Origin of the sequence: Streptomyces sp. LMG1-1-1.1 (genome assembly GCF_040815545.1) — a bacterium.
Classification (GTDB): Bacteria; Actinomycetota; Actinomycetes; order Streptomycetales; family Streptomycetaceae; genus Streptomyces.
Genome location: NZ_JBFPNH010000046.1, coordinates 15,821 through 40,948, shown reverse-complemented (window position 1 = coordinate 40,948; position 25,128 = coordinate 15,821). Strand labels below are relative to the sequence as shown.

Sequence of the window (25,128 nt, the reverse complement as noted above, 5' to 3'; positions counted from 1 at the left end):
CGCGGGCTAGGGTGCCTCAGGGGGTGAGGTCGAGGGCCCCCGGCGCGTCGGACGGGGTGAGCCCGGTGGCCCAGACGCGCCCGTAGACCGACAGGTCGCGCAGGTGGGCGGTGATCTCGGCGGCGCCGTAGCCGGTGTCGTTCTCCACCCACCAGGTCAGCAGGCCGATGAGTTCACCGGTCCAGGCCCGCGCGACGATGTCGAGAGGGATCCTCGGTGTGACCGCGAGCTGCTCGGCCCGCGCGCGGAAGGCGGCTTCGGCGTGTGTGCGGATGAGGTCGGTGAACTCGCGTAGGGCCCGGCCGTCCCCCTCGCCTCGCAGGATGACCTGGTAGACGGGCCTTTCCTGTTCGGCGTGTTCGAAGATGTACTTCACCGGCAGTCCGGTGAACCCTTCCGCGTGTGCCTGCCGGACCGCCGGCAGGAGGCGTTCGCGGTCCTCGGCGAGGTCGCGGACGATGCCGACCAGGAGGTCCTCCTTGTCGCGGTAGTGCGCGTAGAAGGTGGCGCGGCCGACGTCGGCGCGCTCGGTGATCTCCTCGACCGTGACCGTGTGGAACCCCTTGTCCAGGACCAGTTCGACCAGGGCCTGGCGCAGTGCGGCGCGCGTCCTGCGGACGCGGCGGTCTCCCGCGGGCTTCATGTCCACTTCGTTTCCTTCTCGTCCGAACCGTTGACCTGACCCTAACGCCGCCTTTACGTTGCCGCACACCAAGCTTGTTATCAGACACAGCGTTCGGAAACTCTGGAGATGCGATGAACCTCGGGCGGTACGTACGCCGGACTGCCGGTCACCAACCCGATGCCGAGGCCGTGGTCTGCGGCCCTGTCCGGCTGACCTATGCGGAACTCGACGAGCACAGCGACCGGCTCGCGACGGCCCTGCGTGCCCTCGGCCTGAACCGGGGCGACCGCGTGGCCACCCTCGCGGCCAACCGGGCGGAACTGGTCGTCACGGAGGTGGCCCTCTACAAGGCCGGCCTCGCCCGGGCACCGATCAACGCCAGGCTCGGCGCCGCCGAGGTGGCCCATCTGCTCGCCGAGTCCGACGCCTCCGTCCTCCTGACGGATGCCGCGCACCTGGACATCGTGCGCGCTGCGGTCCCCGGCACAGCGGTCAAGACCGTCCTCGGCTACGACGGCTTGAGCGATCTCGGCCCCGGCTATCCCGAGACCCTCGCGGGCACCGAGCCGGAACCCGTCGACACGGAGTGCGAGGACGGCGACATCGCGGTACTGCACTTCACCTCGGGCTCCACCGGCAAGCTCAAGGCGGCCGTCCAGACCTGCGGCAACCGGCTCGCGCTGATGCGCAAGTCGGTGATGAGCGCCGACACCCGGGTCGGACCCGGCAGCCGTCAGATCCTGGCCGGGCCGGTCACCCACGCCTCCGGTATGCCGCTGATGGGGATCTTCTTCGCCGGTGGCTGTGCGATCGTGCTGCCGCGCTGGGACGCCGAGGAGTTCCTCGCCACCGTCCAGCGCGAACGCGCCACCCATGCCTTCGTCGTGCCGACCATGGTCAACACCGTCCTCGCGCTGCCGAACGCCCGCGACTACGACGTCTCCAGCCTGCGCCAGCTGATCTACGGCGCCGCGCCCATGTCACCGGCCCGCATCAGGGCCGCCTGGGGCCTCTTCGGCCCCGTCCTCTCCCAGGGATACGGCTGCGGCGAGACGACCTCCGGCGTCCTGTTCCTCTCCACCGAGGACCACCGGCGGGCGATCGACGGCGAGGACGAGGAACTGCTGCTGTCCTGCGGACGGCCGCTCGCCGAGGCCGAGATCGCCATCGTCGACGACGAAGGAAAGCCCGTCACCGACGGCGAGATCGGAGAGATCGCCGTCCGCGGACCCGACGTCGTCCCCGGCTACCACAACGAGCCGGACCTCACCGCGGAGAGCTTCCGCGACGGCTGGTTCCACACCGGCGACCTCGCCCGCCGCCGCGCGGACGGCTACGTCTTCATCGTCGACCGCAAGAAGGACATGATCGTCTCCGGCGGCTTCAACATCTACGCCGTCGAGGTCGAGTCCGTCCTGCACCAGCACCCCGGCGTCTACGAGGCCGCCGTCGTCGGCGTCCCGGACGAGCAGTGGGGCGAGGCCGTCAAGGCGGTCGTCGTGCCCCGCGACGGCGCCACCCTCACGGAGGCCGGACTCGTCGACTTCTGCGCCGAGCACCTGGCCCGCATGAAGAAGCCCCGCTCGGTCGACTTCGTCGCCGCGCTGCCCCACAACCCCAACGGCAAGATCGACCGCCGCGCCATCCGCGACCGCTACTGGGCGGGCGCCGAGCGCCGCGTCAACTGAACAGGACACCCGGCATGCCCTTCACCCTCGAACCCACCTACGACGACAACCCCCGCCTCCAGACCCTCGTCGTACGCCTGCGCTCCTACCTGCGTGACGAGCTCATCCCCTACGAGCGCGAGCACGGCATCACCGCGGAGACCACACTCGACCGCACCACCCTCGAACACGTCTGGAAGCGCAGCGCGGAGCTCGGCTTCTACGGCATCAGCCTCCCGCCGGAGCTGGGCGGCCAGGGCCTCAACTTCTCCGAACTGTGCGCCCTCAAGGAGGAGCTGACCGCCTCCGGCGCCGCGCTCTCCCACTCCGTCCTCGGCGACATGGGCGGCCCCCTGCGCGTCGGCGCGATCGTCAAGTACGCCACCGAGGAGCAGCGGGAGCGCTACCTGATGCCCGTCGTCCGGGGGGAGCGGGCCTGCTGCTTCTCCATCACGGAGGAGGACGCGGGCTCCGACGTACGCCGGATGACGACCACCGCCACCCCGGACGGGGACGGCTACGTCCTCAACGGCAAGAAGGTGTTCTCCTCCGCCGCCCCCTTCGCGGACTTCGCGATCGTCGTCGCCCGCATGGCCGGCGAGGAGGAGGCGTACAGCGCCTTCCTCGTCGACCTGGACACCCCCGGCTGCACTGTCCTGGAGGGCGAAGTCCCCATGTCAGGGCAGCAGATGGAGGGCGACCTCGTCTTCGACGACTGCCGGATCCCGGCGTCGAACCTGCTCGGCCAGATCGGCCAGGGCCTGCGCATCGGCATCGGCCGGATCACCCTCAACCGCCTGCTGCACTGCCCGTCCCTCATCGGCGCCGCCCGCCGCGCCTGGGACCTGTCGGTGGCCTACGCCATGAACCGCGTCGTCTTCGGACAGCCGCTCCTCGCCCACCAGGCGATCCACCACAAGATCGCCGAGATGGCGACGGAGATCTACGCCGCCCGCTCGATGGTGATGGCCACCGCCGCCAAGGCCGACCGGGGCGACAACGTCTCCGTCGAGGCCAACATGTGCAAGCTGTTCACCTCCGAGGCGGCCTTCCGCGTCGCCGACCAGGCCGTCCAGATCCACGGCAAGGCCGGGCTGACCCGCGGCCACGAGGTCGAGCAGATCTTCCGCAGCCTGCGCATGTTCCGGATCGTCACCGGCACCACCGAGATCCACAAGAACGCCATCGCCAAGGGCCTGATCTGACCGACCCCTTGGTGTCCGGGCGGCACCGCGGGCCCCGCTCAGCCGGGGCCCGCGACCACGGGGAAACCGCCCACCCGCACATCCCCTGCTCCACCCGCATCCGCAGGAGTCGCCCCATGGCACCGCACACCACCGCGCAGTCGCGGCACACCGCCGCCCCCGCCCCCACTCCCGACCGCCGCCGCGCCTGGCTGATCACCGCCCTGATCGTGACCTTCATGGTCATCAACTTCGCCGACAAATCGGTCCTCGGCCTCGCCGCCGTCCCGATCATGGACGAGCTGAACCTCACCAACAGCACCTACGGCCTGATCTCCAGCTCCTTCTACTTCCTCTTCAGCCTCTCCGGACTGCTCGTCGGCTTCCTCTCCGCCCGCCTCTCCAGCCGCGTCCTGCTCTTCGGCATGACACTGCTGTGGGCCGTCGCCCAGCTACCGGTCCTGGCCGTGGCCTCGGTGCCCACCCTGCTCGCCGGCCGCATCCTGCTCGGCGCCGCCGAGGGACCGGCGGCCTCCATGTCCATGCACGCCCTGTACAAGTGGTTCCCGCCCGAGCGCCGCGCCCTGCCCTCAGCCCTCCAGATCGGCGGGGCGGCCCTGGGCACGCTCATTGCGGCACCCCTGGTGACCTGGCTCATCGAGGCATACGGATGGCGCTCGGCATACGCAGTCCTCGCCGCCGTCAGCGCGATCTGGGCACTGGTGTGGTGGCGCCTAGGCCACGACGGCCCTCACGACCACACCCGCGCCGGCGCCATGGGTGGTGGTACCGGTCCCCGACTGCCGTACCGCAAGCTCCTGTCGACCGGCACCATCCTCGGCAGCATCGCCAGCGCGTTCGGCGCGGCATGGGCGCTCTCCCTCAGCCACGCCTGGCTGCCCGCCTACCTCAGGACCGAACTGGACATGTCGGCGGGGTCCGCGGCGACCACGATCAGCCTCATCTCCGGTTACGGCCTCGTCCTGCTGCTCACCGTCTCCCCGGTCGTGGACGCGCTCAAGGCGCGCGGCGTCAGCAGCCGCTGGTCAAGCGGAGCGGCCCAGAGCATCGCGGTGAGCATCGCGGGCTGCGCAATGGCCGCCTTCCCCCTCGTCGAGAGCACCGCGCCCCGGCTGGTCCTGATCGGACTGGCCTTCGGCACGATCGCCATCGCCATCCCCCTGCACTACATGACCGCGGCCGAGGTCGTACCCACCTCCCAGCGCGGCGCCGTATTCGGCATCGTCGCCGGACTCGGCACCCTGCCCGGCCTCGTCGCCCCCTCCCTGACCGGCCACCTCATCGACGCGGCCGAGTCTCCCGCCGCCGGCTACACCGCGGCGTTCCTTACCGCCGCCGCAGTGATGCTCACCGCGGGCGCGCTCGCCCTGACCGCCATCCGACCCGAGCGCGACGCCCGCCGCCTGGGCCTGGACCACAAGCCGGTGAACGACGCACACTGAGCCGCCAGTGCGACCGATGTAACGAAGAGTGGGGCGCTCTCCGGTACAGGGCTGCGTACCAGACAGCGGGCGAGTACGCGGTAGAGCGAAGCGACGCCCGGTTTGCACCCGCCAAACTGCAGTGAGAACCATCCAGGTTCGATGAGAACGGGCATCGACGGCTCATCTGCTCCCCGGCCGGTCGGCGGGCCCCCTGAGGAAATGCCACGTGCGTGAGACCGGCCCGCTGCGCCATCGACCTGAGACAGCGGAAGAACCGCCGGTCAACGATCACGGCCAGCGCCACGAGCGGCAACACCCCACAGCTCCCGCGCTATTCAGACCCGGCCTGTGACCGCATGCCCCGTGGGACCACCCGGTAACGCGTACCCGAAGCTCGCTGCTGATCGCCTGCGCCTTGAAATATTCGGGGCCGTGCCGCTCCTGGCTGCACGGCCCCGAACCTGTTCACCACGCACTATGCCGCTGGGCTCTTCGCCCCTACGGGCAGCGAAGGGTCAGGCGAGGGTGATGTTCTCCGCCTGGGGGCCCTTCTGGCCCTGGGTGACGTCGAACGTCACGGTCTGGCCCTCCTGGAGCTCGCGGAAGCCCGAGGAGTTGATCGCCGAGTAGTGGGCGAAGACGTCCGGGCCGCCGCCGTCCTGGGCGATGAAGCCGAAGCCCTTCTCCGCGTTGAACCACTTCACAGTTCCGGTAGCCATATCCATGCCTTCCAGTCGATGAACGCCTCCCGCACCATGCGGAAGGCGGAGGTGATCGCCCTGGTCCCTGCGGCACAGCACAGCAAAAAAGCCCACGCCGAAGGCATGGGCAAAGGGAAGATCCGAACCACGACAGCTAACGGGGACGGTACACGGTCACACCCACTGTCACCACAGGAAACGCTTCATGTCTCACGCCCTGCCATGTGTCCGCGGGGTTGACCGGTGTCTGGGGGCGCATGGTCTCAGGCCGCGGCCGGCGGCTTTGCCGCTTCGGCGGCGCGGCGGTATTCGGCGTTGATGCGCTGGGCTTCCTCGAGCTGGTCCTCGAGGACGATGATGCGGCAGGCGGCCTCGATGGGGGTGCCCTGGTCGACGAGTTGCCGGGCGCGGGCCGCGATGCGCAACTGGTAGCGGGAGTAGCGTCGGTGACCGCCCTCGGAGCGCAGCGGGGTGATCAGGCGGTGTTCGCCCAGGGCGCGCAGGAAGGCGGGGGTGGTGCCGAGCATTTCGGCGGCCCGGCCCATCGTGTAAGCGGGGTAGTCATCGTCGTCGAGACGCCCGTGTGGGTCCTCTGCTGTCATCTGCACCTCTCTCTGCAACGCGTGGAGGGGCCCTGGCGCCGTACGGCACCAGGGCCCCGAAGGAACTACTACAGCACCTGCCGGCCCTGATACCGCGCCGGCCTTCTGTGTCCGCGGACCCGACCTGACCGATGCCGGGGCTGCGGGGATCGCGGTTGCTTGACCGGAGACCACCTCACTCACGATGTCCTGCGGTACCCGGACTCCAGACTCCCGTCCGGGCGATCCTGATGGTGCTTCGTCCCTCCGCTTCTTCCCTCGGTGATCAACTACGTACCAACCGGGAACCGCGTACTGCCGGTACTGCATTACTGCCGGTGATGCCGGTACTGCCTTACTGCGTACTGCACTCTTCGGCAGCCAGCCCCGTCGCCCGTCCTGCGTCCGCTCTGGCTTAGAACCCCACTGCCGAACTTCCCGGTGCGCGCGCCCGCAGCCGACGCCTTCACCAGGGGTACTGCTCACTGACTTCACTGCTGCGTACTGCGTTCCGCACTTAAGGGGTGCCGCGTCTGCCATGACCGCGGTCCCGCTCACGGTGGCCCCTGATCACTGCGGGCCGCCCGGTCCGGCCGTCAGTCCCGTCGCCGTCCTGCAACAACCCTGGCTTCGAAACTCCACCACCGCACCGTCCTGCAACTGCGTGTACTGCGGGTACTCCTGCCCGGCAGTTCGTCTCTGCCAAGCCCTGCGGCCTCTCTGAGCTACGAGAGAAACCATAACCACGCCACCCCCTAATGTCTACTCTGGCCATGACAGATTTTCGTCTGTTCGGCAGCGAGATAATCGCCCTCGAACAGTGGCAGGTGCGGGAGCAGGCCGGATTAACCGGCCGCAACCGGGACACACGCCCCAGGCAGACAGCCCGACATCGACGGACACCGGGCGACCAGATGGACAGCACGAGCGTCACCACAAGCCTCCGCTCGACAACATCCGCCACCAGCGCACGCGACAGCGCCCGGCACTTTCTCGAAGGGCTCGTACCAGCCCTCGCATCCAAGGCCACCGACACCGTGATCCCCGTCGTTTCGGAGCTCGGCACCAACGCCCTGCGCCACGGCAGCAACACCTGCACCCTGGACCTGACCACGTACCACGACACCATCGAAGCAGCCGCACGCGACCCCAGCCCCCCAGCCCGGCCGCATCCGTACCCTCAACCTGAACAGCAGCACCGAAGGCTTCGACTCGTGGCGGGGGCGGAGGCCCGCAAGCTCGACCGGCTGGGCGCCGCAGGCCGGAGTCGGGCGCTGCTGCGCCGGCTTGTCCCGCATCTCGGTCCCGAGGTTCTCACCCCTGCGAGCTGGCACGAGAAGTCGTGGCACCTCGACGAACTCGTCGGCGGCGGATACGCGGCGCTGGCGACCCCGGGAACCACCGACGGGTACTTCCCCATGCCATCCCAACCGGTCGGCGCCCTCCACTGGGCCGGGACCGAGACAGCGAGCGAGCACGCCGGATACATCGAAGGCGCCATCGAATCCGGCGAACGCGCCGCTAGCGAAGTGATCAGGAGCTTGCCGCACACCGCGCAGTGAAGACATGAAGGTGGCACCACCCCAAGGGTCGGGAAGTCACACCGGATGGTCGCGGCCTGTGCGTTCGAGTGCGGTCACGACATGCGCGGTGAGCTGAGCCCAGTTGCGGAAGTTTCCATGAAGTGCTTGGCGGTCTGCGTAGGCGATGTCGAGGGGATCAGGGTGGGTGCAGACGGTGGATAGAGCGGGATGACCTGCTTGGAATCCTGCCAGGATCAGCTCGGTGACGTGCTGCCAGATGAGGCTGCGGGAGAGCAGCATCGGCTCCTTGCACACCACGCTGTGCGCGCCTTCTCGGTCACCTCGTGACAGCCACAGGGGCCGAGAGAGACAAAGCGTGGCCCCTATTTGGCCTAGCGTCACGCGCTCCGGACGTAAGCAGCTTTTAGCGTGAAGTGACGCTCGCAGGAACCGAGGAGGTCTTTCCGATGAGCAGTCGCAGCGTGGTCGCCGGCATAACCCTGGCCATCGCCTCTCTCGCCCCCTTGTCCGGTGTCGCTCACGCGCAGGATCTCAACTGCCGGGACTTCCGCTTCCAGGAAGACGCCCAGGCGAAGTTCAACCGGGACCCGAGCGACCCGAACCGGCTCGACGAGGACCAGGGCCCCGATGACGGCATCGCCTGCGAAGCACTGCCCAGGCGCGGCATGGTGACGGTGCCCCCGGTGAGCCCCAGCCCTACGGCCCTCCGGCCGGTGAACCCGGGGGTTGCCACCACTCCGGAGTCCGCGGCCCCCGTCGTTCCCGTTCCTGTCGTTCCAAGTCGCGGCACCCGGGCGGGGGTCGGCGGAGCGTTCCGTCCGTCCGGGCTCAGCATGGGCGTGGGTCTCACTCTGTCCATCGGAGCCGCTGTGGCAGGCGCGTACCTCGCCGCACGGCGTCTGCGCCGTGCGGGTTGATCCGGCAAGCGCCCGCGCTTCAGCATCACGCCGCCGGGCTGCTCAGTGTGTGAGCTCAGTGCAGCGGATCCGGCCGGCGGGGTGCCACTCCATCGCCGGCTCGGTAGCGGTGCCGTGCTCGATTCAGTACGGGGCGGGGACGATGCCGCCGCAGGTCTGGCGTGCGCACCGGCGCGCGATGCTGAGGGCGGTTCAAGGCACGCCGTGGCGGATGACGCCGCCGCTGGTGCGGGGTAGGCGGTGCCGCGCAGCCGGGCGGGCCACGCGAGGGTGACGCGCAGGCCACCCGTCCCGGCCCGGAACCGGTCAATCACGCGGACGGCGTCGGGTACGGCAAGCGGGTGGGCACCGGAGCGGTGAGCTTACGGATAGCTGCCCCAGTCTCAGCTGCGGCAAGTTCGGCAAAGGTGCCGGTCATCCAGCCGGACAAGCGGCCCTCGTCCTCAGGTCGGTCAGCTTCAGGAGCGGATCATGCACCCGGAAGCGCTCTTACGCCCCCGCGGGCGCGGGGAGCAGCATCGGCAGGACTTTGACCTGGGACAACCGCGGAGACCGTTAGCCACGGCGACCTGCTGCAAGGCGCCCTGGCTGTACTGGGGCGGCCTGGCAGCGAATGTCGGTGGTTATCGGAAGCAGCCGCTGCCTGACAGACGTGGCGATGTCGGCGAGCAGTGAGAGCGGTCCACTCTCACGTCAGGGGCCGACGGCGCGGACGTGGTCGGGTGAGAGATGTAGTTCGTAGGGGCAGCAGCAGTCTGAGCAGAGCGTGGCGACGAGGGTTCCGCAGGTGCAGAGTTGGTTCATTCCGCCGGTCGGTGTTGCTCCGCAGCAGGCGGAGGACGCGTGATGGTACTCCAGGCCGTGGGCGTCGTCGGGGTTGATGACGATGTTGCCTCGCGGGCCTTGGGACACGAGGTATTGCCCGTGCTGGTTGCTTATCGTCCCGTAGCGGGGCATCGCCTGCGCGGGGACTTCGGAGGCCACCAGGGGGGCGCCGTATGGTTCCGTCTCGATGGCATAGCAGCCTGACGGGACAGTCGGCGGGGACGGACCGGGCTCCTCGGCGTTCCACCACTCGTAGTACGGCGCCTCGGGAACCGCGGGCAGCCGAGTGAGGGGGCCCGTCAGAGGGACTTCGCATGCTGCGCACACGAAGACCACTGCTTCGGCCTCTGTGGCGCCGCCGACGGCGGGGGCGAGGTGTTGGGGCGCCGCCTTTTCGGTGTCCTGGTCCTGGTCTCGTCGGTCGTACATGCACTGACCGTACGCGGCATGCTGCTTAGCTTTGCAGCCACCTCGCACCACACGGCCGACGCTCCGCGTCAAGCGATCAAGTGCCGCTGAAACGGACGGCAGCCGTTCGCCAGTCCGGAAGGCACCCGAGCGCCTCTAGAAATCGAGCTGCATGCTGAGCCGCGCGGAGGCTCCCGGCGTGGTGCGCCAGTAGTGCGCCGGGGTATGAGGGCGCGCCTCCTGAGAGATCCTCACGCGCGGAGCAGTGTGGCGAGGGATGCAGCGGTTTCCGTCGGGTCCGCGGGCAGGGTGATTGTGGCGTCGGCCTGGCTCCATGCGGCCAGCCAGGCGTCCTGTGGCCGTCCGATCAGGAGGAGGACCGGTGGGCACTGGAAGACCTCATTCTTGATCTGTCGGCACACGCCCATGCCGCCGGCGGGGACTGCTTCGCCGTCCAGCACGCAGGCGTCGAATCGGGTCGTGTCCAGTGCCAGCAGGACCGCAGGAAGGGTCGCGCATTCGACGAACGTGATCGGCGGGATGTCGGGCGCGGGGCTGTGGCCGACGGCCAGCCGGATCTGTGCCCGGGTGTCGGCGTTGCTGCTGTAGAGGAGGACGGAGACGGATGACGGCATCGTTTCTCCCGGCTTGCACGGCCTGACGTGGTGGACCGTGGCCCGGGCCTGCCCGATTGCCGACCACCTAGATGTTCAAAATTGCATAAATGGGGTATTTCTGCATGTTCGGCACCAACCGGGCGCCTGTTCGCTCCGCAGGGGCAGGCACGGGACGTCACACGGCGGTGAAACCCGATGACCGAATGCAAGCCCCCCGACTACCGCACCGGCCATCACGGCCGGCACTGGACACACGCACTGCGTTGCGCACAGAAGGCCGGAGCCGTCATCGTCACCGACGAGACCGAGGAACCTGTGTCCTACGCCCACGAAGACTCCGGACCCGGCCGCTTCAGGCCCTGGATCACCCAGACAGGCTCCCGCTACGACAGCCACGACGTACACCCCGAGTGGTGACAAGCAGCCGCCCCGACCGTTCGCCTTACCGCAGGAATACATCCGCTTCGAACTGCAACGCAACCGAGAAGAGGAAGGCGAAGCGGGTCGTGGAGGTCCTGAAGGCCTCAGGGCCTGCTCTTCCAGTTGTGCGCGGGGCGGTGGGCGGTGTGGCGGATGCCCGGCGAGGTGTCCTCGTACCAGCGCACGATGAGGATCTCCCAGCTCGCTGAACGCTCCGGCGTGCCGGCGACCACCCTGTGCTTCTACGAGGGAGCTGAGCCGGACTCCTGCCAGCGGACCGGAACCGGCTGGTTACCGGGTGTATGGCGAGGACGCGGTCGAGCGACTCCCGGTCATCGGTGAGGCCAAGCACCTCGAGCTGCCGCTGGTCCGGGTCCAGGACGAGGCCGTCGTCGACACGCGGACTGTCGGCGCCGGCCCCGGGGCTCCAGCCGGGGCGAGGGGGTCGGGGTCGGTGGGCCGCGGGGTTTCGATGCCGCGCCCGAGGTCGCGACGCCCGCCGAGCTCAGCGCGATGATCGACCGGTGGGACCAGGAGGACGACGCCCGCCGGATCCGGTCCCGTCCTCGCACGATTGGCGAGTACTTCGCGGCCGAGCAGCCTCTGCAGGCGCCACTGCCGCCGGAGCCCTTCGCGCCGGGCCGGCTCTTCACCCTGCGGGTCGACCGCTACAGCCAGATCAGCGTCCGCACCAACCGCTACTCGGTGCCGGTCCGGCTGATCGTCCGAACGTCCGAACGTCCGAACGTCCGAACGTCGGAACGTCCGAACGTCCGAGCGATGCTGCACGCCGCCGAGCCGGTCGTCTATGACGGCCGAGACCAGGTTGCCCGGCATGAGCGGCTGATCGCCGAAGCCGTCTGAGCGCAGTGGGCCTGTTCTATCGAACTGGCCCACACTCATCGACGATCACGGTCGGTTCTGACAGGAAGACATCCCAGTCGACGGGGCCATAAGCGATGTTGAACGTGTCCAGCCAGTACGACCAACCGCGGATCCCCAGGGCGCTGGTGAACCGGTAGTTCAACTGCCAGCGGACCCACTGCCCGGGAAGCAGTCGAACTGCCGGCGGCCTGCGCGGCCGAGGAGGCAACCCGACGAGCGGCTCCACACGAGCGAGCACTCGCAGCCGATCACCTTCGTCCCGCAGGCTGACACCGACCTCACGGAAGTCTTTCTGGCTCGGACGCGGCTCGAAGCCTTCCCGCTCGGCCATCTGGACGAAGTGGGCAAATCCAGACGGCACCTGAGGCAACGGGAAGCCGACCGGCGCTGCGTTTCTGCGGGCAGCAGCCTCCCCGCCCCGAGACTGCTTCGTCCAGGACGTCTTGATCCACTGCACCGTGATGTCCACCGCACCTGCCCTTCGGTCCATTTCGCCTCGGGGAGCCGGTACCTACGGGGGCTGGACTCCTCTCCTCGTCCGTCTCCCTATCAACGATCAAGCAGCCCATCCGACGCGCTCCACCTCGATCGGGCAGGGCTACTCCATGACGCCAGAGGCGTCCATGCCACCACCGCCGGGCAACCACTTCAGCGGGATCAAACCTCGGCCGCTTGCGCTGCCGTGTCCGCGCCCCGGCCCAGGCGCAGACACCGGCGGCATCGTCCGGCTTTCGCCGTTCTCCTCTCGTGCCCTTCCCACTGCCCACTGCCCGCTGTTCCACGGCCGCACCACGTCGTGGGACACGTCTCTACCTGCGAGGCCAGACCGCGTGCCCGGCGCGTTGGAAAGGCTTCGTAGCCGCACGGGCCAATTCGTGCAGGCGGTGCAGCAGACCTCGGCACTTCTCTGCCGCGTCGTACCCTCCTCACAGAGGCTGCCGCAGGTAGAGCGAGCGGTCTGCCAGCCGCATCCCCCTGGTCACCGCGGCCGGCCCGATCGCGTCCTCCCAGCGCCTTGGTTCGAGCGGCGCCCGAGCAGGCAAGACACTGCCGTGAAGGCGCGACAGTTCCCGGTCCACGACGTCCTTGTCGAAGCGGGCGTTGTAGGCGGTGCAGCGCCGCCCTTTCACCACGCCTCTCAGCTCCGGCAGCAGGTCGCCGAAGCTCGGAGCGCGAGCGACAGAGGTGTCGGTGATGCCGTGGAGCCGGCTGGCCTCAGCCGGGAGCGGCAGGCGCGGATTGAGCAGCTCGTTGACCAGGGTGCACCCTTGGTTGTCCAGCGCGGCGATCCGTACCGCCCAGGCCTGAAGTACCCAGGCCGGCGGTCTGTACCGCCCAGCCCTGAGTACCCAGGCCGGCGGTCTGGACATCGAGGACCAGCAGCGAGGGATCCGCCGGCAGCCCCTGCGCCCATCGCCCCACCTGTTGGCGCTGGCGGAACCAGGCCGGCGGCCGCCGCACATCCTGACCGCGTCGTCCAAACCGACGGGCGGGATCGTCGCCAACGAGGAGCCCATGGCCCGGCATCGCCTGGAGCTGCCGTTCGCCTTCGTGCCGAGCTCCGCCGCCTGACTTTGGTCCGACCGGCTGGTTGTGCCGGTGGGTCGTGCCGGGGTGCTCCGCGGCGCGGCAGAGGCGAGGTTATGAAGGGAATCGAACGAAATCGGATGAAAGTTCGCCATCCGGTCATTCCCGAACATCAACCTCAGGAGTCGCATGATGCGCCCCATCAGAGCGGCCTGCCTCGGCACGGCCACGCTGGTCACCCTCCTCGCCTGCACCCCCGTCGCGGCCGCCGCGACGGACACCGGTTCCGCCCAGGCCAGGGATAAGGCCCGGATCATCACGGTCCTGGCCGAGGTGCAGCAGCTGACCCGCTTCCCCGTCACCCCCGGCAGCGTCTCGCAGGGCGATCAAGTCGTCGTCCGCTCGGACCTCTTCGACGAGGCACACAACAAGGTCGGCGAAACCCACGGCATCTGCACCACCACCCGGGGCGGCGCCGATGAAGCGGAGCAGTGCGTCGTGACCTACACCCTCCCGGGCGGCCAGCTCACTGTGCAGGGTATGTACTTCAACTACCTCGACCAGGGCCCCTTCGACAACGCGATCACTGGCGGCACCGGGAAGTACGAGAAGGCTCGCGGCTCGGTCCACTCCGACACGATCGCGACGGACCCCAAGGTCGTGAGGCGCTTCACGATCCACCTCGTCTGACGGACCCCGACGTCCACCTGACCCCGGAATCCGGCCTTCTCCCCTCGCGTTACACCATCGGAGACAGTCGCACAAAAGGAATTGCGGGTCAGGGGACGTCAGGGCCGCTCACCCTTCAGATCGTTAAACGCACTAACGACATGAGTGGGTTCGTGGTGCCCCCACGCAGGTGGGGGGTGTGGAGAGGGCGCTGAGCTGGCTGATGCGCTCGCGGCGCCTTGGCCGGGACTACGAGACCCTGCCCGAAAGCAGCGAAGCCGCCGTGCTGTGGTCGATGACCATGCTCAGGGGACGCCGCCTCGCCCGCCACCGGAGCCGAAGCGTCACCCGGCAGCCCGCCTCGGCGCGAACACCCCGGGACGCTCCTTGGCCAGCCAACCCCGCTCCACCAGCCGCTTCAACTTCGACCGCACCCCCTCGGCCTTCGCCCGCACCGACTCCAGGCCCATGCGTGCGGGCGACTTCCGTGCCCGCAGCCCTGACCCGCCTGCCTCCCCCTCCGCCTCCAGCACGTCCACCAGCCGCTGGTAGTCCGGCGCGGGCACCTCCATCGTCAGGCCCACCCGCCAGTGCGGCACCACCGACCCCGTCACCGGGGACTCGGCAACGGCCAGCGCTGACTCCGGCGGGTGCTCGGCCTCCGGCTCTCCGGCCCAGCCAGGGCCTCGGCCAGCTCCACGCGGGCGATGGCCCGCCGCTCCAGCACCGCCTCCGCCTTCGCAAGCTCGGCCAGCACCCTCTCCGCCGCCTCGCAGAGCTCTTCGACCCGAACTTGCGCGGCCGTCTCGCGCGCTTCCAATAGGCCCATGACCGAAGGCATCGACAACCTCCGTGTCATAACCGACAGACGTAACGGCCCGACTCTTTCTCGATGCCACGGAGTTCACGCCGGACCAGCGGAAACCCACCGATCAAGTCCAGAAAGACAACGGCTACTTATACCGATGGGGCGACCTGGGCTCTTTCGTGTTTCTCGTTTGTGGGTCACGGCGTTTGTGTCTCACGGTCTTGTCCCGTGGCGCCGGGTCGGCCTGGCGGTCCCTGTTCTCCTGCTTCCGCATTCGGTCACCAGGGAGGTCACGTGCGGTCCTCGCCTGGCCTGTCAGAGGGCCGTGGAATGCCAGAGGCAGGGCCTGCGAGGCTGGAGCGGAAGCAGGACGACACTGGTGGCCGGGAGAATTGCTTGATCACCACAGGTCCTGGTGGCATTCGGATTTGCTCGGAGGCCGACGACCACCGCTGGCCTGACGACGGCCGCGGCCAGGGCTGCCCGTTCTGCGCCGGTCACCGAATGTCCTCCACCAACAGGCTCTCGGACCTCTACCCGCAGGACGTCGCGAGGTTGGACACCCCGGGGCTCGGGTATCACCGCGGATGAGTTGAGCGTCGGCAGCAGCCGTGTGGTGCTCTGGTCTGCGACACGAACCCCACGCAGCACCCGTCGTTCCCGCGGAGCGTGAACGCCTTCACCGGTGGCAAGAAGGACAACGGCACCAAGGCCTGCCCCAGGTGCCGCCTTGTGGGAACGTCCGTACAGGAGCTTCTGCTGAAGGCCGAGCTGGCAACAGTGCTGCGCATCGACCCAGACTGCGACCAGGTGCTGGATACCGACAATCGCCCCGCGCGGGTGGACATCGTCGCCGTCGATGAGCACGGCAACCCGTCCCTCGTGCTGGAGTTTGACGGAGTCTGGTGGCACAAGGGCAAGGAGGACAAGGACGCTGCGAAGGCCGCGCGTCTTCGCGCGGCGGGGCTGGCGGTGGTGCGGATCCGCGAGACGCGCCTTGAACCGCTGGATCCGCGGTTCGATGTGGTTGTCGGGTTCGCGGCGGCTGCCGAAGACGTCGCAGCCGACGTACTGGACCACTTGGCCGGACTAGGCATGGTGGTCCGAGCCGAGGCCGACCGCTACCGCGAGGCCTCGTTCGCCGGTCCGCGGAATCAGGCGCTGGCCAAACGGTGGATCCGCGACCGGCTCGGGCAAGCGGCACTTCGAGTGGAACGGAACCTGCACAAGGAGCGGTGGGCGCGCATGTACGCGGCGCTCGTCGACTACGAGGCCGTCAAGGGTCACTGCAACCGGGCCGATGAGGAAGTCACGGTTGTCGGTGTGAACCTGGCTCGGTGGGCCCGCAAGCAGCGTGCTCTGGCGGCCAGTGGCCAGCTGGACCCCGAGCGCGCCCGACGTCTGTCCGACTACCCCTCGTGGTCGATCGAGAACGCCTTCGATGCATCGTTCCGCCGTCCGTGCGACCGCTACCGGGCCGCGGTCCTAAACGAGGGCGGCGCGGGGGACAGCGTGATGCACGCACGCGAAGCCACCGTCTGGGCAAACAACCTGCGTACGACCAGCACGCGGCTGACCGATCAGGGCGCGGACCTGCCGGCCTGGAAGCTCGAGGCTGTCGGCTCACTTTCGGGATGGATGTGGGACCCGTTCGAGGAGGATTTCCTGGCCAAGGTCGTGATTCTCCAAGACTTAGCTGCCGAGACACAGCGGAGCGTCGGCAGCATCAAGCAGCGAGAACAATGGGGCGGACACCGGATCGGCAGCATGGTCAACTCCTTCCGAACCCGGCGAACCACCTGCAACGCGGAACGCAGGGCCGCATTGGAAGAACTACCCGGCTGGGCATGGACCCCGCAGGAGGATGCCTGGAATGCCAGGTTGGACGAGTTGCGCGTCTGGGCCGCCGAACACGACCGCATGCCTCAGCCGCATTCCGCCGACGAAACCGAGAGGCGGCTCGGAGTGTGGAAGAGGAACAACAAGAGCACGCGCAAAGGCCGCACCGACGACGACCAGGCAGTCCGGCCCCGCACGCTCCTGGCCGAGTACGGCGAGCACATGCCCTGACAAAGCCGGAACCAGACAGGAGTGCGTTTCGCTGCCCCGTGCCTTGGGCCAGAAGAAGCCACCGTGCGCGGGAAAGGGTCATCGGAGAATGCGGACCTACACGGGCGCAGCCCGGCCGAGGCCAGGCAGGGAAGGTCCCTCGACGGCACGCCCGTACTCCTATTGGTAGACCTCTCCCGCTCCGGTGCGGCGTAGATACGCTCTGGCTGGCTCCTTTGTTCGCTACTGGGTCCCGATCGGGCGTACCGGGTGCCCTGACACCCGCCAAGCCTTCGTACGGTAGGCGCCGCTCCGCAGTACTGGCGCGACCGCCTGATGCCCGCGGGCTGGGGGCTCTGGGGATCCTTGACGCTCCGTCGTCACCTCCATAGCGAGCCCCTGCTTGTCGTGGGGCTGCGTCACGACAACGATGCGACCGTGTTCCCCGACGGCCCAGCCGGTGCGTGCGCTGCGGTCGGAGGAACGCTGTCGCTGCGCGCTTCCAGCGCCCGTACTACGGCCGCCATGTCCTCGCCTCCGTGACCGCGTGCGACGGTTTCGCCGTACAGGGCGTGGCAGACGTCGAGGAGCGGGGAGGCCAGGTGGGCAACGCGGGCCGCTTGGGTGAGGAGCTGGTTGTTCTTGAGTACGTCCGAGGCGGCCGCTTGGACCGTGAAGTCCCGGGCCAGCAGTTTTTGTCCTTTGACGCGGGAGACTGCGCTGGCCATCGGGCCCGCGTCCAGGACGTCTTGGAGCAGCTGCTGGTCGAGCCCATGCCGGTCGGCGAAGTGGAAGGCTTCGGCCAGGCCGGTGACCATCGTGATGAGGAACAGGTTCACGGAGAACTTCATCAGCAGGGCTCCGGGGACGGCTCCGCAGTCGAACATCTCGTGGCACACCGGAGTGAGCAGCGCGCGTACCTCGGCCACGGTCTCCTGGTCGCCGGCCAGCATTCCCACAAGCCGGCCCTGTTCGGCGGGAGTACGGGATCCGGAGACTGGGGCTTCGACGTACCGTCCGCCTGCGGCCCGGATGTCGTCCTGGAGTGTGGCGGAGTAGCTGGGCGAGGTGGTGCCCATGTGGACCACGCTGTGGCCGGCGACGCGGGCGGCGAAGTCAGGAGTGCCACGCCCCAGGACGGCGTCGATGGCGTTCTCGTTGGCCAGCATCAGGATCACGACCCTGGTCTGGTCGAAGACTTCGTCGATGCTCGTGGCGACAACGGCTCCGGCCGCTCTCAGGGGTTCGCACCGCTCGGGGGTGCGGTTCCAGACGACCGCAGGGATTCCGGTGCGGGCGAGGTTGAGGGCCATGGGCTGGCCCATGACTCCCAGGCCGATAAATCCCACATACATGGGGAACCACCACTTTCGGGCCGCGATCCAGGACTATGACCGCTGTCATAGTAGTCCCGTCTATGACAGCGGTCATAGGATGGAGGCTTTGATGCAAGGGACGGAGAGAGCGGAGATGGCGGTGCCGGAGCGTGGGCCGCGCGAGCGGATGATCTACAGTGCGGTCCAGCTCATCCGACGCCAGGGGGTCACGGCCACTGGGATGCGCGAGGTTGCCGCGCACGCCGAGGCGCCCCGCGGCTCACTCCAGCACTACTTCCCCCGAGGCAAGGAACAGCTGGTGAACGAGGCGCTGGACTGGTCAGGCCGGTTCGCCGCCGGCCGAATCGCCCGATTCCTGGCAGCCTTGCCCGAGCCGACGCCGAGTGGACTCTTCGCCGAGATGGTGCGCCAATGGACGGACGAATACCGCGAGAAGGGGTTCGCGGCCGGCTGTCCCGTGGCCGCCGCCACCGTCGACTGTGCAGAGTCCGTCCAGTCCACACAGCAGGCCGCGTCCGCCGCGTTCGCCACCTGGAACGGGCCAGTGGGACAGGCCCTGATGGACATGGGAGTGGCACGGGAAAAGTCCTACGCGCTCGCCACGGTCATGATCAGCGCCCTGGAAGGGGCCATCCTCATCGCCCGCGCCGAGCAGAACGTCCGAGCCCTGACGACCGTGGTCCAAGAACTCGGCCCCCTCCTCGACGCCGCTGTCGGCCAAACCGCCGAGACTCCGCCGGATACTTCCCTGCCAGCAAGTAGCTAGGCACGGGTAGCGTCATCGCGCGCCCCTTGGTCGGGGTCGGGCATGGAGGCGCAGCTGCCGGGGTTGAGGGTGCCGCAGCCGCCGGGCATCACACGGTCCGGCGGAGCCCTGGCCCGGCTCGCTTGTCGGTCGGTCGGTCGGTCGGGGTACGCGACAGGGGCCCGGCATCAGCCGGGCCCCTGTCTTTCGTAGCGGGGACAGGATTTGAACCTGCGACCTCTGGGTTATGAGCCCAGCGAGCTACCGAGCTGCTCCACCCCGCGTCGGTGACACCACTCTACACAGTGTCCGATGCGGAACGGTAAGCCGTTTACGTGGGGACCGGCAGGTCAGCCGCGGACGGTGTTCTCGGCTTGAGGGCCCGTCTGGCTTTGCGTCACGTCGAAGGTGACCGTCTCGCCCTCGGCGAGCTCGCGGAATCCGTTGCCGGAGATGTGGGAGTAGTGGGCGAAGACGTCCGGGCCGCCACCCTGGGCGATGAACCCGAAGCACTTCTCCGCGTTGAACCACTTCACGGTACCGCTGGCCACTGAAAACAGGATGGAGTCTTGCCCTTGTGGGAAGACGTTCGGTGCCCGTCTCAGCGGCCCATGATCCGGTTGATCGGTCATGCGGCTGTCGGGTCAGAGCGGGGGTGAGGTGGAGGTGTTACTTGACTTTGGCGGCTTCCTTGAGCTTGGAGCCCGCCGAGACCTTCACGCTGTAGCCGGCCGGGAGGTCGATCGGGTCGCCGGTCTGCGGGTTACGGGCGGTGCGAGCGGCACGGTGGGTGCGCTCGAAGGTGAGGAAGCCAGGGATGGTGACCTTCTCGTCACCCTTGGCGACGACGTCGCCGACGGTCTCGGCGAGCGCCATCAGGAGAGCGTCGGCGTCCTTGCGGGTCACCTCGGCACGGTCGGCCAAGGCGGCAATCAGCTCACTGCGGTGCCTGTGCGACGAATTCGTCGTGGCACTGGAAGATGCCCCCGTGTCGGGCGTCCGGGTAGAGGGGGACGAGTTCGCCCCGGGGGAGCCGCGCGGCCAGGTCGAGGGTGTTCTCGCTCGGCACCATCCGGTCGCTCTCGCCGTTGGCCACCAGGAACGGCTGGCCGATGCGAGACAGGTCGGCCGGCGGTTGGAGGCAGCAACGGCGGATGGCCCTCAGCTGGGCGCGGAACGACGTCAGAGAGATGAAACCGCCCATCGACAGGCCGAGCAGGTCGACCTGCTCGAAGTTCAGGGCGGGGGTGAACAGCACCGCATCGCGGACCATAGCCTCGACAGTGTCGGGCGTGACGCCGCCCGACGCGCCGACTCCGCGGTTATCGAAGGTGATCACCCGTCGCCGGGCGGCGAGTCCGTCGTGACACGGGGGTCCCAGTTGTCCAGGATCGCGGCGAGGTGGTGGAGCAGGATCAGAGGTACGCCGTCTCTTTCCCGGCCCAGCTGCCGGTAGACGAAGTCGACGCCGTGCACGGGCACCGAACGAGTCGGCGCGTCCTTATACGACGAGGTGGGGGTGGCCGTGAGGGAACTGTGCGTTGCGCTCATGATCGATCACTGTGGGGGCGGGCGACGGGAGCCAGGGGCCTCTGGTCGCCCGGGACTTACCGGTCGTGGTTTGGGTGGGAGGGGCTGGCCCTCACCCCATCGTGATGACGACCTTGCCGGCTTTGGCGCGGCCGTTCTCGGCGTACTCCATCGCCTCGCGGGTCTGGTCGAAGGGGAAGACGCGGTCGACGACGGGGCGGATCTCTCCGGCGTCGATGAGGCGGGTGAGTTCGCGCAGCTGGTCGCCTTCGGCCTTCATGAACAGAAAGGAGTAGGTGACGCCCCGGCGCTTGGCGTGGCGACGGGTCTTCCAGCTCAGCGCGTTCATCGCCTGCCGCAGGACCGGGTTCGCACCCAGCTCGCGGGCGAAGTCCGCGTCGGGAGGGCCGGCGATGCTGATGGCCTTCCCGCCGGGCTTGAGGACGCGCAGTGACTTCTCCAGGGTTTCGCCGCCGAGGGTGTCCAAGACGACGTCGTAGCCGTCCAGGACCTCCTCGAAGTCCTGTGTCCGGTAGTCGACGACGACGTCCGCACCGAGCTCCTTGACCAGGGCGGCGTTGGCCGCGCTCGCTGTGGTGGCCACGTGTGCGCCCAGCTGCCTGGCCAGCTGGAGGGCGATGGTGCCGACTCCGCCGGAGCCCGCGTGGATCAGGACCTTCTGGCCCGGCCGGACCTGTGCCTTCTCGATCAGCGCCTGCCATGAGGTGAGGGCGACCAGAGGGAGGGAGGCGGCCTCCGCCATGGTGAGGGTGGCCGGCTTGGGCGCCAGGTCGTCCTGGTGGACGGCAATGAGTTCGGCGAAGGTGCCGATGCGGTCCTTGTCGGGCCGGGCGTAGACCTCGTCGCCCACCGCGAACCGGGTGACGTCCGATCCCACCTCGGCCACCACGCCGGCGAGGTCGTTGCCCAGGACGAGTGGGAGACGGTACGGCAGGATCGCCTTGGAGCCGCCGTCGCGGATCTTGAAGTCCAGCGGGTTGACGCTCGCCGCGTGGACCCGGACCAGGACGTCGTCGACGCCCACCTGCGGGTGGGGGGCTTCGGTGATGCGGCCACCGCCGCCCTTTTCGCCGTACCGCTCGATCATGAAAGCCTTCATCGTCGTCTCCGGTTCCCGTCCGCATGGGGACGTGGCCTTAATGCGTCCCGGGCTTCTGCCATTACGACGCACTTTGTTGTGTTTGTTCTGGAGCCCCTCGCCTATGCGATGGGCGGCCGTCATCGGCGCGGTACGAGTCGCCGGGCATCAAGGCCGCCGGTGGGGCGATGTGCGCTCACGCCGCGTTCGGCGATGCGGCCAGGCTCTGCTTCACGTAACGGGTGATGTCGTCGGCGAGGATCTCGGGGAGTCCCGTCTCGATGCCGGCCAGGGCGTGGGCGGCGACCTCGGCGGGGTCGGCCCTCTGGTCGGCGGGAACGCTCGCGGCCATGTCGGTGTCCATGTATCCGACGTGCAGCGCCGAGACGGCGATGCCGCGGGGCGCCAGTTCTTCCCGGGCCGCGCCGGTCAGCGCCCATGCCGCGGCCTTGGCCGCCGCATAAGCTCCGAGGCCGGCCGGGTGCAGCCAGGACAGGACCGACAGGACGTTGAGCACGGCGCCGCCGCCGTTGGACTCGATGACGGGGGCGAAGGCCCGCGTCACGGCGAGGGGACCGAAGAAGTTGGTGTTCATCTCCAGGCGCACCGCGTCCAGGCCGCCCGCGATCAGCGGCGTTCCGGTGGAGATTCCGGCGTTGTTCACCAGCAGCGTCGCGTCGGACGCGATCCGGGCCGCGGCCCGGATCGACTCCTCGTCCGTCAGGTCGAGCCGCAGCGGGGTGACCCCCGGCAGGTCCACCGTCTCGGGGCGCCGGGCCGCCGCGTACACCATCGCTCCGCGCTCCACGAGCTGGGCGGCCAGATGGCGCCCGAGCCCCCGGTTGGCACCGGTGACCACCGCGATCGCATCCTTCAGTTCCATGCCCACTCCCAGCGTTACGGCCGTCAACAAGGCGACCTAATTAGATTACGACTACAATCTAAGCACTGACCTAGAATAGATGCCAGTCGACATCCAAATGGGAGGTACTCGATGGGCCGCGTATCGCAGGCGCAGGCAGAGGAGAACCGCCGACGGGTCGTGGAAACCGCGTCTCGCCTGTTCCGGGAACAGGGGACTCACGTCAGCGTGGCCGACCTCATGAAGGCGGCCGGTCTGACCCACGGCGGCTTCTACAAGCAGTTCGCATCCAAAGAGGCGCTCATCGACGAAGCCACCGCCCACGCCTTCGACGAACTCACCCGGCACCACAAAGACGGACTCGAGCAGCACGGCGGGCAGCGCGGCGCTGCCCAGCAGGCACTGATCGACACCTACCTCTCTCCCGAACACCGCGACAGCCCGGCGGACGGGTGCCCCGTCGCCGCACTCGCCTCTGACATGGCACGCGAAGGCGAAGATCATGAGGCCCGCCGGATCTACACCGAGGGTGTGGCCGACTTCGCCGAGTGGCTCACCACCGAGGACCAGGACGGCATCACCCGGTTGTGCACCATGTTCGGCGCACTCGTCCTGGCCCGGGCCACCAACGGCTCCCCGCTCTCCGAGGAGATCCTCACCACCGCGCGCAGGGCTTTGACGGCAGCCGGCTGATCAGTGACACGCTGCCGGGCAGTCCCCCGCCGCCGCAGCGCGTCCCGCAGCGACACGAGGACGCACAGCTCGTACGGGATGCGCTCCGCCCGGCCGCGGTCATCCACGACCGCCTTGCGCTACTCCTCGCGCACCACCCCGCCCAGCGAAAAATTCTCCGCCGTGTCGAAGAACGCGCCCTCCTTGGCGCTGGGCTGGTCCAGGTACCGCTTGAGCAGGCCGATGGCGTCCATGGCCGGCCGGTAGGCGGTGTTGTTGCACTTCAGCTCGGGGCAGCTATCAGTGTGTTCGTGCCTACCTCCGCCGAAAACGCACCTCACCGCAGCCCGTAACAGCCCGCCCGCCCCCCGCCCAAGGCCGTCGCCGGGTGGGTCCTCCGCCGCCCGGAAACCCTCTCCGAGACCGAATACCTCCACCTGAAGAACGTCTTCGCCCCCGCCCCGAAATCGATACCCGCACCAGGCACATCCGGTCCTTCGCGACCATGCTCACCGAGCGCCAAGGCGAGCGCCCTGGCGGGCTGGCTCGACGCTGTCAGTCAGGACAATCTGCCCAGCCTCCACACCTTCGCCGCGGGAATCGACCGCGATCGTGACGCCGTGTCAATGCTCTCTGAATCTTGACCCCCAGCGAGTCTCCGAAAAATGACCCCCAGGGGTTGGTCGTCGAGTGTCCCGGTCATGTCGGGACTGTCGGCCGCGGATGCCAGAATCAGCGGCATGACGTTGTGTGACTACTTCTCGGCCGCCGACGACCAGGCTGCTGTCGCCGTGGTCCAGACGCTCGGAGGACCGGGCCAGGCCGCGCTCGACGTGGTCTCCCTCAAGGGCATCGATCCGGTCGTCGCGATCGTCCAGCTCGAAGCGCTGGTGACCGGTTGCAGCTATGAGGAGGCCGGCCGGCGCCCGCGGTCCGGTCAGTTGCTGTCCGAGCCGGAGGCCGACGGCCCGCTCGTATTCAGCGTGTCGGACAGCCTGACGGAGGCTCTCGTCGGCGCGGCCCGAGAGGACCTTGTGCGGTTCGCTGAGTCGTGGTCCATGACTGCTGAACTGAAGCAAGGCAAGGTCGACGCCGAGACTGCGGCCGGCGTTCTGGAAGCACTGGCTGGCTTGGCCCAGCGCGCTCGGGTAGGCGGCCTGCGCCTGTATTGCTGGTGGTCGCTGTGATTCACCGGTGCCCGGCGCCGTTGTCCTTGGCCAGCAGTTCGCGTCTCTGGCGGGTGCGGTAGGAGTCGCCGGTGAGGGTGAGGACCTCGGCGTGGTGGACCAGGCGGTCGATCATTGCGGCGGCGACGACGTCGTCGGAGAAGGTCTCTCCCCAGCGTCCGAAGGGCAGGTTCGAGGTCACCAACACCGAGCCCTGCTCGTAACGCGAGGCTATGAGCTGGAAGAACAGGTTCGCGGCGTCCTGGTCGAAGGGGATGTAGCCCACCTCGTCGATGATGATCAGCTTGTAGCGGCGGATCTTCTTCAGCTCGGCTTCCAGGCGGCCGGCCTGGTGGGCTGTGGCGAGGCGGGTGATCCAGTTACTGGCGGTGTCGAACAGGACCGAGTAGCCGGCCTGGGTGGCCTTGACCCCAAGGCCGATCGCCAGGTGTGTCTTGCCCAACCCGGGCGGCCCGAGCAGGATCACGTTCTCCGCCTTCGCGACGAACGTGCCGGTGGCCAGGTGCGCCAGGACGTCTCGCCGCAGTGAGGGCAGATGATCCAGGTTGAAGTCCTCCAACGTCTTGACCTGCGGGAAGTGGGCGGTGCGGATGCGCATCACGGTGCCCTTGGACTCCCGGTCGGCGACCTGGCGCTGCAGCAGCGCGGCCAGGTACTCCTCGTGGGACCAGTTCTCGTCGCGGGCCTGGGCGGCGAGCTCTTCCCAGAACGCTCCGATCGTGGGGGTCTTCAGCACCCGGGTCAGGTAGGCGATCATGGACGGCATCCCGTCCTTCGGCCCGGCGGCCGAGGAGGTCGGCTTGGGCTTGCTGGCAGTGGTCATC

General features: G+C 68.5%; 31 protein-coding genes and 1 tRNA gene. 13 read left to right on the top strand and 19 right to left on the bottom strand.

Translation table 11 applies throughout. The features are described from left to right. Positions 1 to 16: 16 nt before the first annotated feature. Positions 17 to 649 (bottom strand): TetR/AcrR family transcriptional regulator, encoded by a 633-nt coding sequence (locus MRBLMG1_RS26620; protein WP_367826655.1) that lies wholly within the window; start codon positions 647 to 649, stop codon positions 17 to 19. A gap of 107 nt (positions 650 to 756) precedes the next feature. On the opposite strand from MRBLMG1_RS26620, the gene MRBLMG1_RS26615 reads away from it, so the two are divergent. From MRBLMG1_RS26615 to MRBLMG1_RS26605, 3 genes are all read left to right on the top strand, one after another. After that, complete coding sequence (locus tag MRBLMG1_RS26615) at positions 757 to 2,313, top strand: acyl-CoA synthetase (RefSeq protein WP_367826654.1); 1,557 nt, start codon at positions 757 to 759, stop codon at positions 2,311 to 2,313. A gap of 14 nt (positions 2,314 to 2,327) precedes the next feature. Beyond that, entirely contained in the window at positions 2,328 to 3,497 is a 1,170-nt protein-coding gene (locus MRBLMG1_RS26610; protein ID WP_367826653.1) for an acyl-CoA dehydrogenase family protein, read from the top strand. A 116-nt stretch (positions 3,498 to 3,613) separates the two neighbouring features. Next, on the top strand, positions 3,614 to 4,939 hold the full coding sequence (locus MRBLMG1_RS26605) for an MFS transporter (RefSeq protein WP_367826652.1): 1,326 nt from the start codon (positions 3,614 to 3,616) through the stop codon (positions 4,937 to 4,939). A gap of 497 nt (positions 4,940 to 5,436) precedes the next feature. Here the strand turns inward: MRBLMG1_RS26605 and MRBLMG1_RS26600 are convergent, their stop codons facing one another. Together MRBLMG1_RS26600 and MRBLMG1_RS26595 are read right to left on the bottom strand one after the other, a co-directional pair. After that, on the bottom strand, positions 5,437 to 5,640 hold the full coding sequence (locus tag MRBLMG1_RS26600; RefSeq protein WP_367826651.1) for a cold-shock protein: 204 nt from the start codon (positions 5,638 to 5,640) through the stop codon (positions 5,437 to 5,439). Between the two features lie 245 nt (positions 5,641 to 5,885). Beyond that, positions 5,886 to 6,224 (bottom strand): helix-turn-helix domain-containing protein, encoded by a 339-nt coding sequence (locus MRBLMG1_RS26595; RefSeq protein ID WP_367826650.1) that lies wholly within the window; start codon positions 6,222 to 6,224, stop codon positions 5,886 to 5,888. A gap of 752 nt (positions 6,225 to 6,976) precedes the next feature. On the opposite strand from MRBLMG1_RS26595, the gene MRBLMG1_RS26590 reads away from it, so the two are divergent. Continuing rightward, on the top strand, positions 6,977 to 7,765 hold the full coding sequence (locus MRBLMG1_RS26590; RefSeq protein WP_367826649.1) for an FAD-dependent oxidoreductase: 789 nt from the start codon (positions 6,977 to 6,979) through the stop codon (positions 7,763 to 7,765). A gap of 36 nt (positions 7,766 to 7,801) precedes the next feature. Here MRBLMG1_RS26590 and MRBLMG1_RS26585 read toward each other — a convergent pair whose 3' ends face one another. Continuing rightward, entirely contained in the window at positions 7,802 to 8,026 is a 225-nt protein-coding gene (locus MRBLMG1_RS26585) for a hypothetical protein (RefSeq protein WP_367826648.1), read from the bottom strand. A gap of 167 nt (positions 8,027 to 8,193) precedes the next feature. On the opposite strand from MRBLMG1_RS26585, the gene MRBLMG1_RS26580 reads away from it, so the two are divergent. Then, the gene (locus MRBLMG1_RS26580) at positions 8,194 to 8,664 is read left to right on the top strand and encodes an excalibur calcium-binding protein (protein WP_367826647.1); all 471 of its coding nucleotides are present in this window, start codon (positions 8,194 to 8,196) and stop codon (positions 8,662 to 8,664) included. Between the two features lie 1,484 nt (positions 8,665 to 10,148). Here MRBLMG1_RS26580 and MRBLMG1_RS26575 read toward each other — a convergent pair. Next, positions 10,149 to 10,532 carry a hypothetical protein gene (locus tag MRBLMG1_RS26575; protein ID WP_367826646.1) on the bottom strand — a complete coding sequence of 128 codons (384 nt, stop codon included), beginning with the start codon at positions 10,530 to 10,532 and terminating at the stop codon, positions 10,149 to 10,151. Between the two features lie 177 nt (positions 10,533 to 10,709). On the opposite strand from MRBLMG1_RS26575, the gene MRBLMG1_RS26570 reads away from it, so the two are divergent. Beyond that, positions 10,710 to 10,931, top strand: a complete 222-nt coding sequence (locus tag MRBLMG1_RS26570) for a hypothetical protein (RefSeq protein ID WP_367826645.1) — start codon at positions 10,710 to 10,712, stop codon at positions 10,929 to 10,931. Between the two features lie 107 nt (positions 10,932 to 11,038). On the opposite strand, the gene MRBLMG1_RS26565 is transcribed toward MRBLMG1_RS26570, so the two are convergent. Beyond that, on the bottom strand, positions 11,039 to 11,167 hold the full coding sequence (locus tag MRBLMG1_RS26565; RefSeq protein WP_367826644.1) for a hypothetical protein: 129 nt from the start codon (positions 11,165 to 11,167) through the stop codon (positions 11,039 to 11,041). Positions 11,168 to 11,447: 280 nt separating this feature from the next. On the opposite strand from MRBLMG1_RS26565, the gene MRBLMG1_RS26560 reads away from it, so the two are divergent. Continuing rightward, the gene (locus MRBLMG1_RS26560) at positions 11,448 to 11,798 is read left to right on the top strand and encodes a Mu transposase domain-containing protein (RefSeq protein ID WP_367826643.1); all 351 of its coding nucleotides are present in this window, start codon (positions 11,448 to 11,450) and stop codon (positions 11,796 to 11,798) included. A 16-nt stretch (positions 11,799 to 11,814) separates the two neighbouring features. On the opposite strand, the gene MRBLMG1_RS26555 is transcribed toward MRBLMG1_RS26560, so the two are convergent. Together MRBLMG1_RS26555 and MRBLMG1_RS26550 are read right to left on the bottom strand one after the other, a co-directional pair. Continuing rightward, positions 11,815 to 12,288: a hypothetical protein gene (locus MRBLMG1_RS26555; protein WP_367826642.1), complete on the bottom strand. Its 474-nt coding sequence runs from the start codon at positions 12,286 to 12,288 to the stop codon at positions 11,815 to 11,817. A gap of 457 nt (positions 12,289 to 12,745) precedes the next feature. Beyond that, complete coding sequence (locus tag MRBLMG1_RS26550; protein ID WP_367826641.1) at positions 12,746 to 13,189, bottom strand: exonuclease domain-containing protein; 444 nt, start codon at positions 13,187 to 13,189, stop codon at positions 12,746 to 12,748. 55 nt (positions 13,190 to 13,244) lie between these two features. Between MRBLMG1_RS26550 and MRBLMG1_RS26545 the strand changes: the two genes are divergently transcribed. Together MRBLMG1_RS26545 and MRBLMG1_RS26540 are read left to right on the top strand one after the other, a co-directional pair. Continuing rightward, a complete protein-coding gene (locus MRBLMG1_RS26545) occupies positions 13,245 to 13,391 on the top strand; it encodes a hypothetical protein (RefSeq protein WP_367826640.1) in 147 nt (48 codons plus the stop codon). A gap of 144 nt (positions 13,392 to 13,535) precedes the next feature. Beyond that, the gene (locus MRBLMG1_RS26540; protein WP_367826639.1) at positions 13,536 to 14,036 is read left to right on the top strand and encodes an allene oxide cyclase barrel-like domain-containing protein; all 501 of its coding nucleotides are present in this window, start codon (positions 13,536 to 13,538) and stop codon (positions 14,034 to 14,036) included. Positions 14,037 to 14,359: 323 nt separating this feature from the next. Here the strand turns inward: MRBLMG1_RS26540 and MRBLMG1_RS26535 are convergent, their stop codons facing one another. Together MRBLMG1_RS26535 and MRBLMG1_RS26530 are read right to left on the bottom strand one after the other, a co-directional pair. Then, positions 14,360 to 14,629 (bottom strand): hypothetical protein, encoded by a 270-nt coding sequence (locus tag MRBLMG1_RS26535; protein WP_367826638.1) that lies wholly within the window; start codon positions 14,627 to 14,629, stop codon positions 14,360 to 14,362. Continuing rightward, on the bottom strand, positions 14,626 to 14,856 hold the full coding sequence (locus MRBLMG1_RS26530; RefSeq protein WP_367826637.1) for a hypothetical protein: 231 nt from the start codon (positions 14,854 to 14,856) through the stop codon (positions 14,626 to 14,628). The genes MRBLMG1_RS26535 and MRBLMG1_RS26530 overlap by 4 nt, the downstream gene beginning before the upstream one ends. Positions 14,857 to 15,492: 636 nt before the next feature. Here MRBLMG1_RS26530 and MRBLMG1_RS26525 point away from each other — a divergent pair. Beyond that, positions 15,493 to 16,893, top strand: coding sequence for a helicase associated domain-containing protein (locus MRBLMG1_RS26525; RefSeq protein WP_367826636.1), 1,401 nt, complete (start codon positions 15,493 to 15,495; stop codon positions 16,891 to 16,893). 398 nt (positions 16,894 to 17,291) lie between these two features. Here the strand turns inward: MRBLMG1_RS26525 and MRBLMG1_RS26520 are convergent, their stop codons facing one another. Continuing rightward, the gene (locus MRBLMG1_RS26520) at positions 17,292 to 18,227 is read right to left on the bottom strand and encodes an NAD(P)-dependent oxidoreductase (protein WP_367826635.1); all 936 of its coding nucleotides are present in this window, start codon (positions 18,225 to 18,227) and stop codon (positions 17,292 to 17,294) included. A gap of 115 nt (positions 18,228 to 18,342) precedes the next feature. Between MRBLMG1_RS26520 and MRBLMG1_RS26515 the strand changes: the two genes are divergently transcribed. Next, positions 18,343 to 18,975: a TetR/AcrR family transcriptional regulator gene (locus MRBLMG1_RS26515; RefSeq protein WP_367826634.1), complete on the top strand. Its 633-nt coding sequence runs from the start codon at positions 18,343 to 18,345 to the stop codon at positions 18,973 to 18,975. Between the two features lie 189 nt (positions 18,976 to 19,164). On the opposite strand, the gene MRBLMG1_RS26510 is transcribed toward MRBLMG1_RS26515, so the two are convergent. The 7 genes from MRBLMG1_RS26510 to MRBLMG1_RS26480 form a co-directional block, all read right to left on the bottom strand. Continuing rightward, positions 19,165 to 19,238, bottom strand: a tRNA-Met gene (locus tag MRBLMG1_RS26510). Between the two features lie 66 nt (positions 19,239 to 19,304). Then, positions 19,305 to 19,505: a cold-shock protein gene (locus MRBLMG1_RS26505; protein WP_367826633.1), complete on the bottom strand. Its 201-nt coding sequence runs from the start codon at positions 19,503 to 19,505 to the stop codon at positions 19,305 to 19,307. A gap of 118 nt (positions 19,506 to 19,623) precedes the next feature. Continuing rightward, a complete protein-coding gene (locus MRBLMG1_RS26500; protein WP_367826663.1) occupies positions 19,624 to 19,890 on the bottom strand; it encodes an HU family DNA-binding protein in 267 nt (88 codons plus the stop codon). A gap of 1 nt (position 19,891) precedes the next feature. Further along, the gene (locus tag MRBLMG1_RS26495) at positions 19,892 to 20,293 is read right to left on the bottom strand and encodes an alpha/beta fold hydrolase (RefSeq protein ID WP_367826632.1); all 402 of its coding nucleotides are present in this window, start codon (positions 20,291 to 20,293) and stop codon (positions 19,892 to 19,894) included. After that, the gene (locus MRBLMG1_RS26490) at positions 20,290 to 20,505 is read right to left on the bottom strand and encodes a hypothetical protein (protein WP_367826631.1); all 216 of its coding nucleotides are present in this window, start codon (positions 20,503 to 20,505) and stop codon (positions 20,290 to 20,292) included. Before MRBLMG1_RS26490 ends, MRBLMG1_RS26495 begins: the two co-directional genes overlap by 4 nt. Before the next feature lie 91 nt (positions 20,506 to 20,596). Next, positions 20,597 to 21,604 carry an NADP-dependent oxidoreductase gene (locus MRBLMG1_RS26485; RefSeq protein ID WP_367826630.1) on the bottom strand — a complete coding sequence of 336 codons (1,008 nt, stop codon included), beginning with the start codon at positions 21,602 to 21,604 and terminating at the stop codon, positions 20,597 to 20,599. Between the two features lie 175 nt (positions 21,605 to 21,779). Continuing rightward, complete coding sequence (locus tag MRBLMG1_RS26480) at positions 21,780 to 22,466, bottom strand: SDR family oxidoreductase (RefSeq protein WP_367826629.1); 687 nt, start codon at positions 22,464 to 22,466, stop codon at positions 21,780 to 21,782. Positions 22,467 to 22,577: 111 nt separating this feature from the next. On the opposite strand from MRBLMG1_RS26480, the gene MRBLMG1_RS26475 reads away from it, so the two are divergent. Continuing rightward, a complete protein-coding gene (locus tag MRBLMG1_RS26475) occupies positions 22,578 to 23,138 on the top strand; it encodes a TetR/AcrR family transcriptional regulator (RefSeq protein WP_367826628.1) in 561 nt (186 codons plus the stop codon). Positions 23,139 to 23,818: 680 nt separating this feature from the next. Beyond that, complete coding sequence (locus MRBLMG1_RS26470) at positions 23,819 to 24,304, top strand: hypothetical protein (RefSeq protein ID WP_367826627.1); 486 nt, start codon at positions 23,819 to 23,821, stop codon at positions 24,302 to 24,304. Position 24,305: 1 nt separating this feature from the next. On the opposite strand, the gene istB is transcribed toward MRBLMG1_RS26470, so the two are convergent. Continuing rightward, positions 24,306 to 25,127 (bottom strand): IS21-like element helper ATPase IstB, encoded by an 822-nt coding sequence (istB, locus tag MRBLMG1_RS26465; RefSeq protein ID WP_367826626.1) that lies wholly within the window; start codon positions 25,125 to 25,127, stop codon positions 24,306 to 24,308. Between the last annotated feature and the right edge of the window lies 1 nt (position 25,128).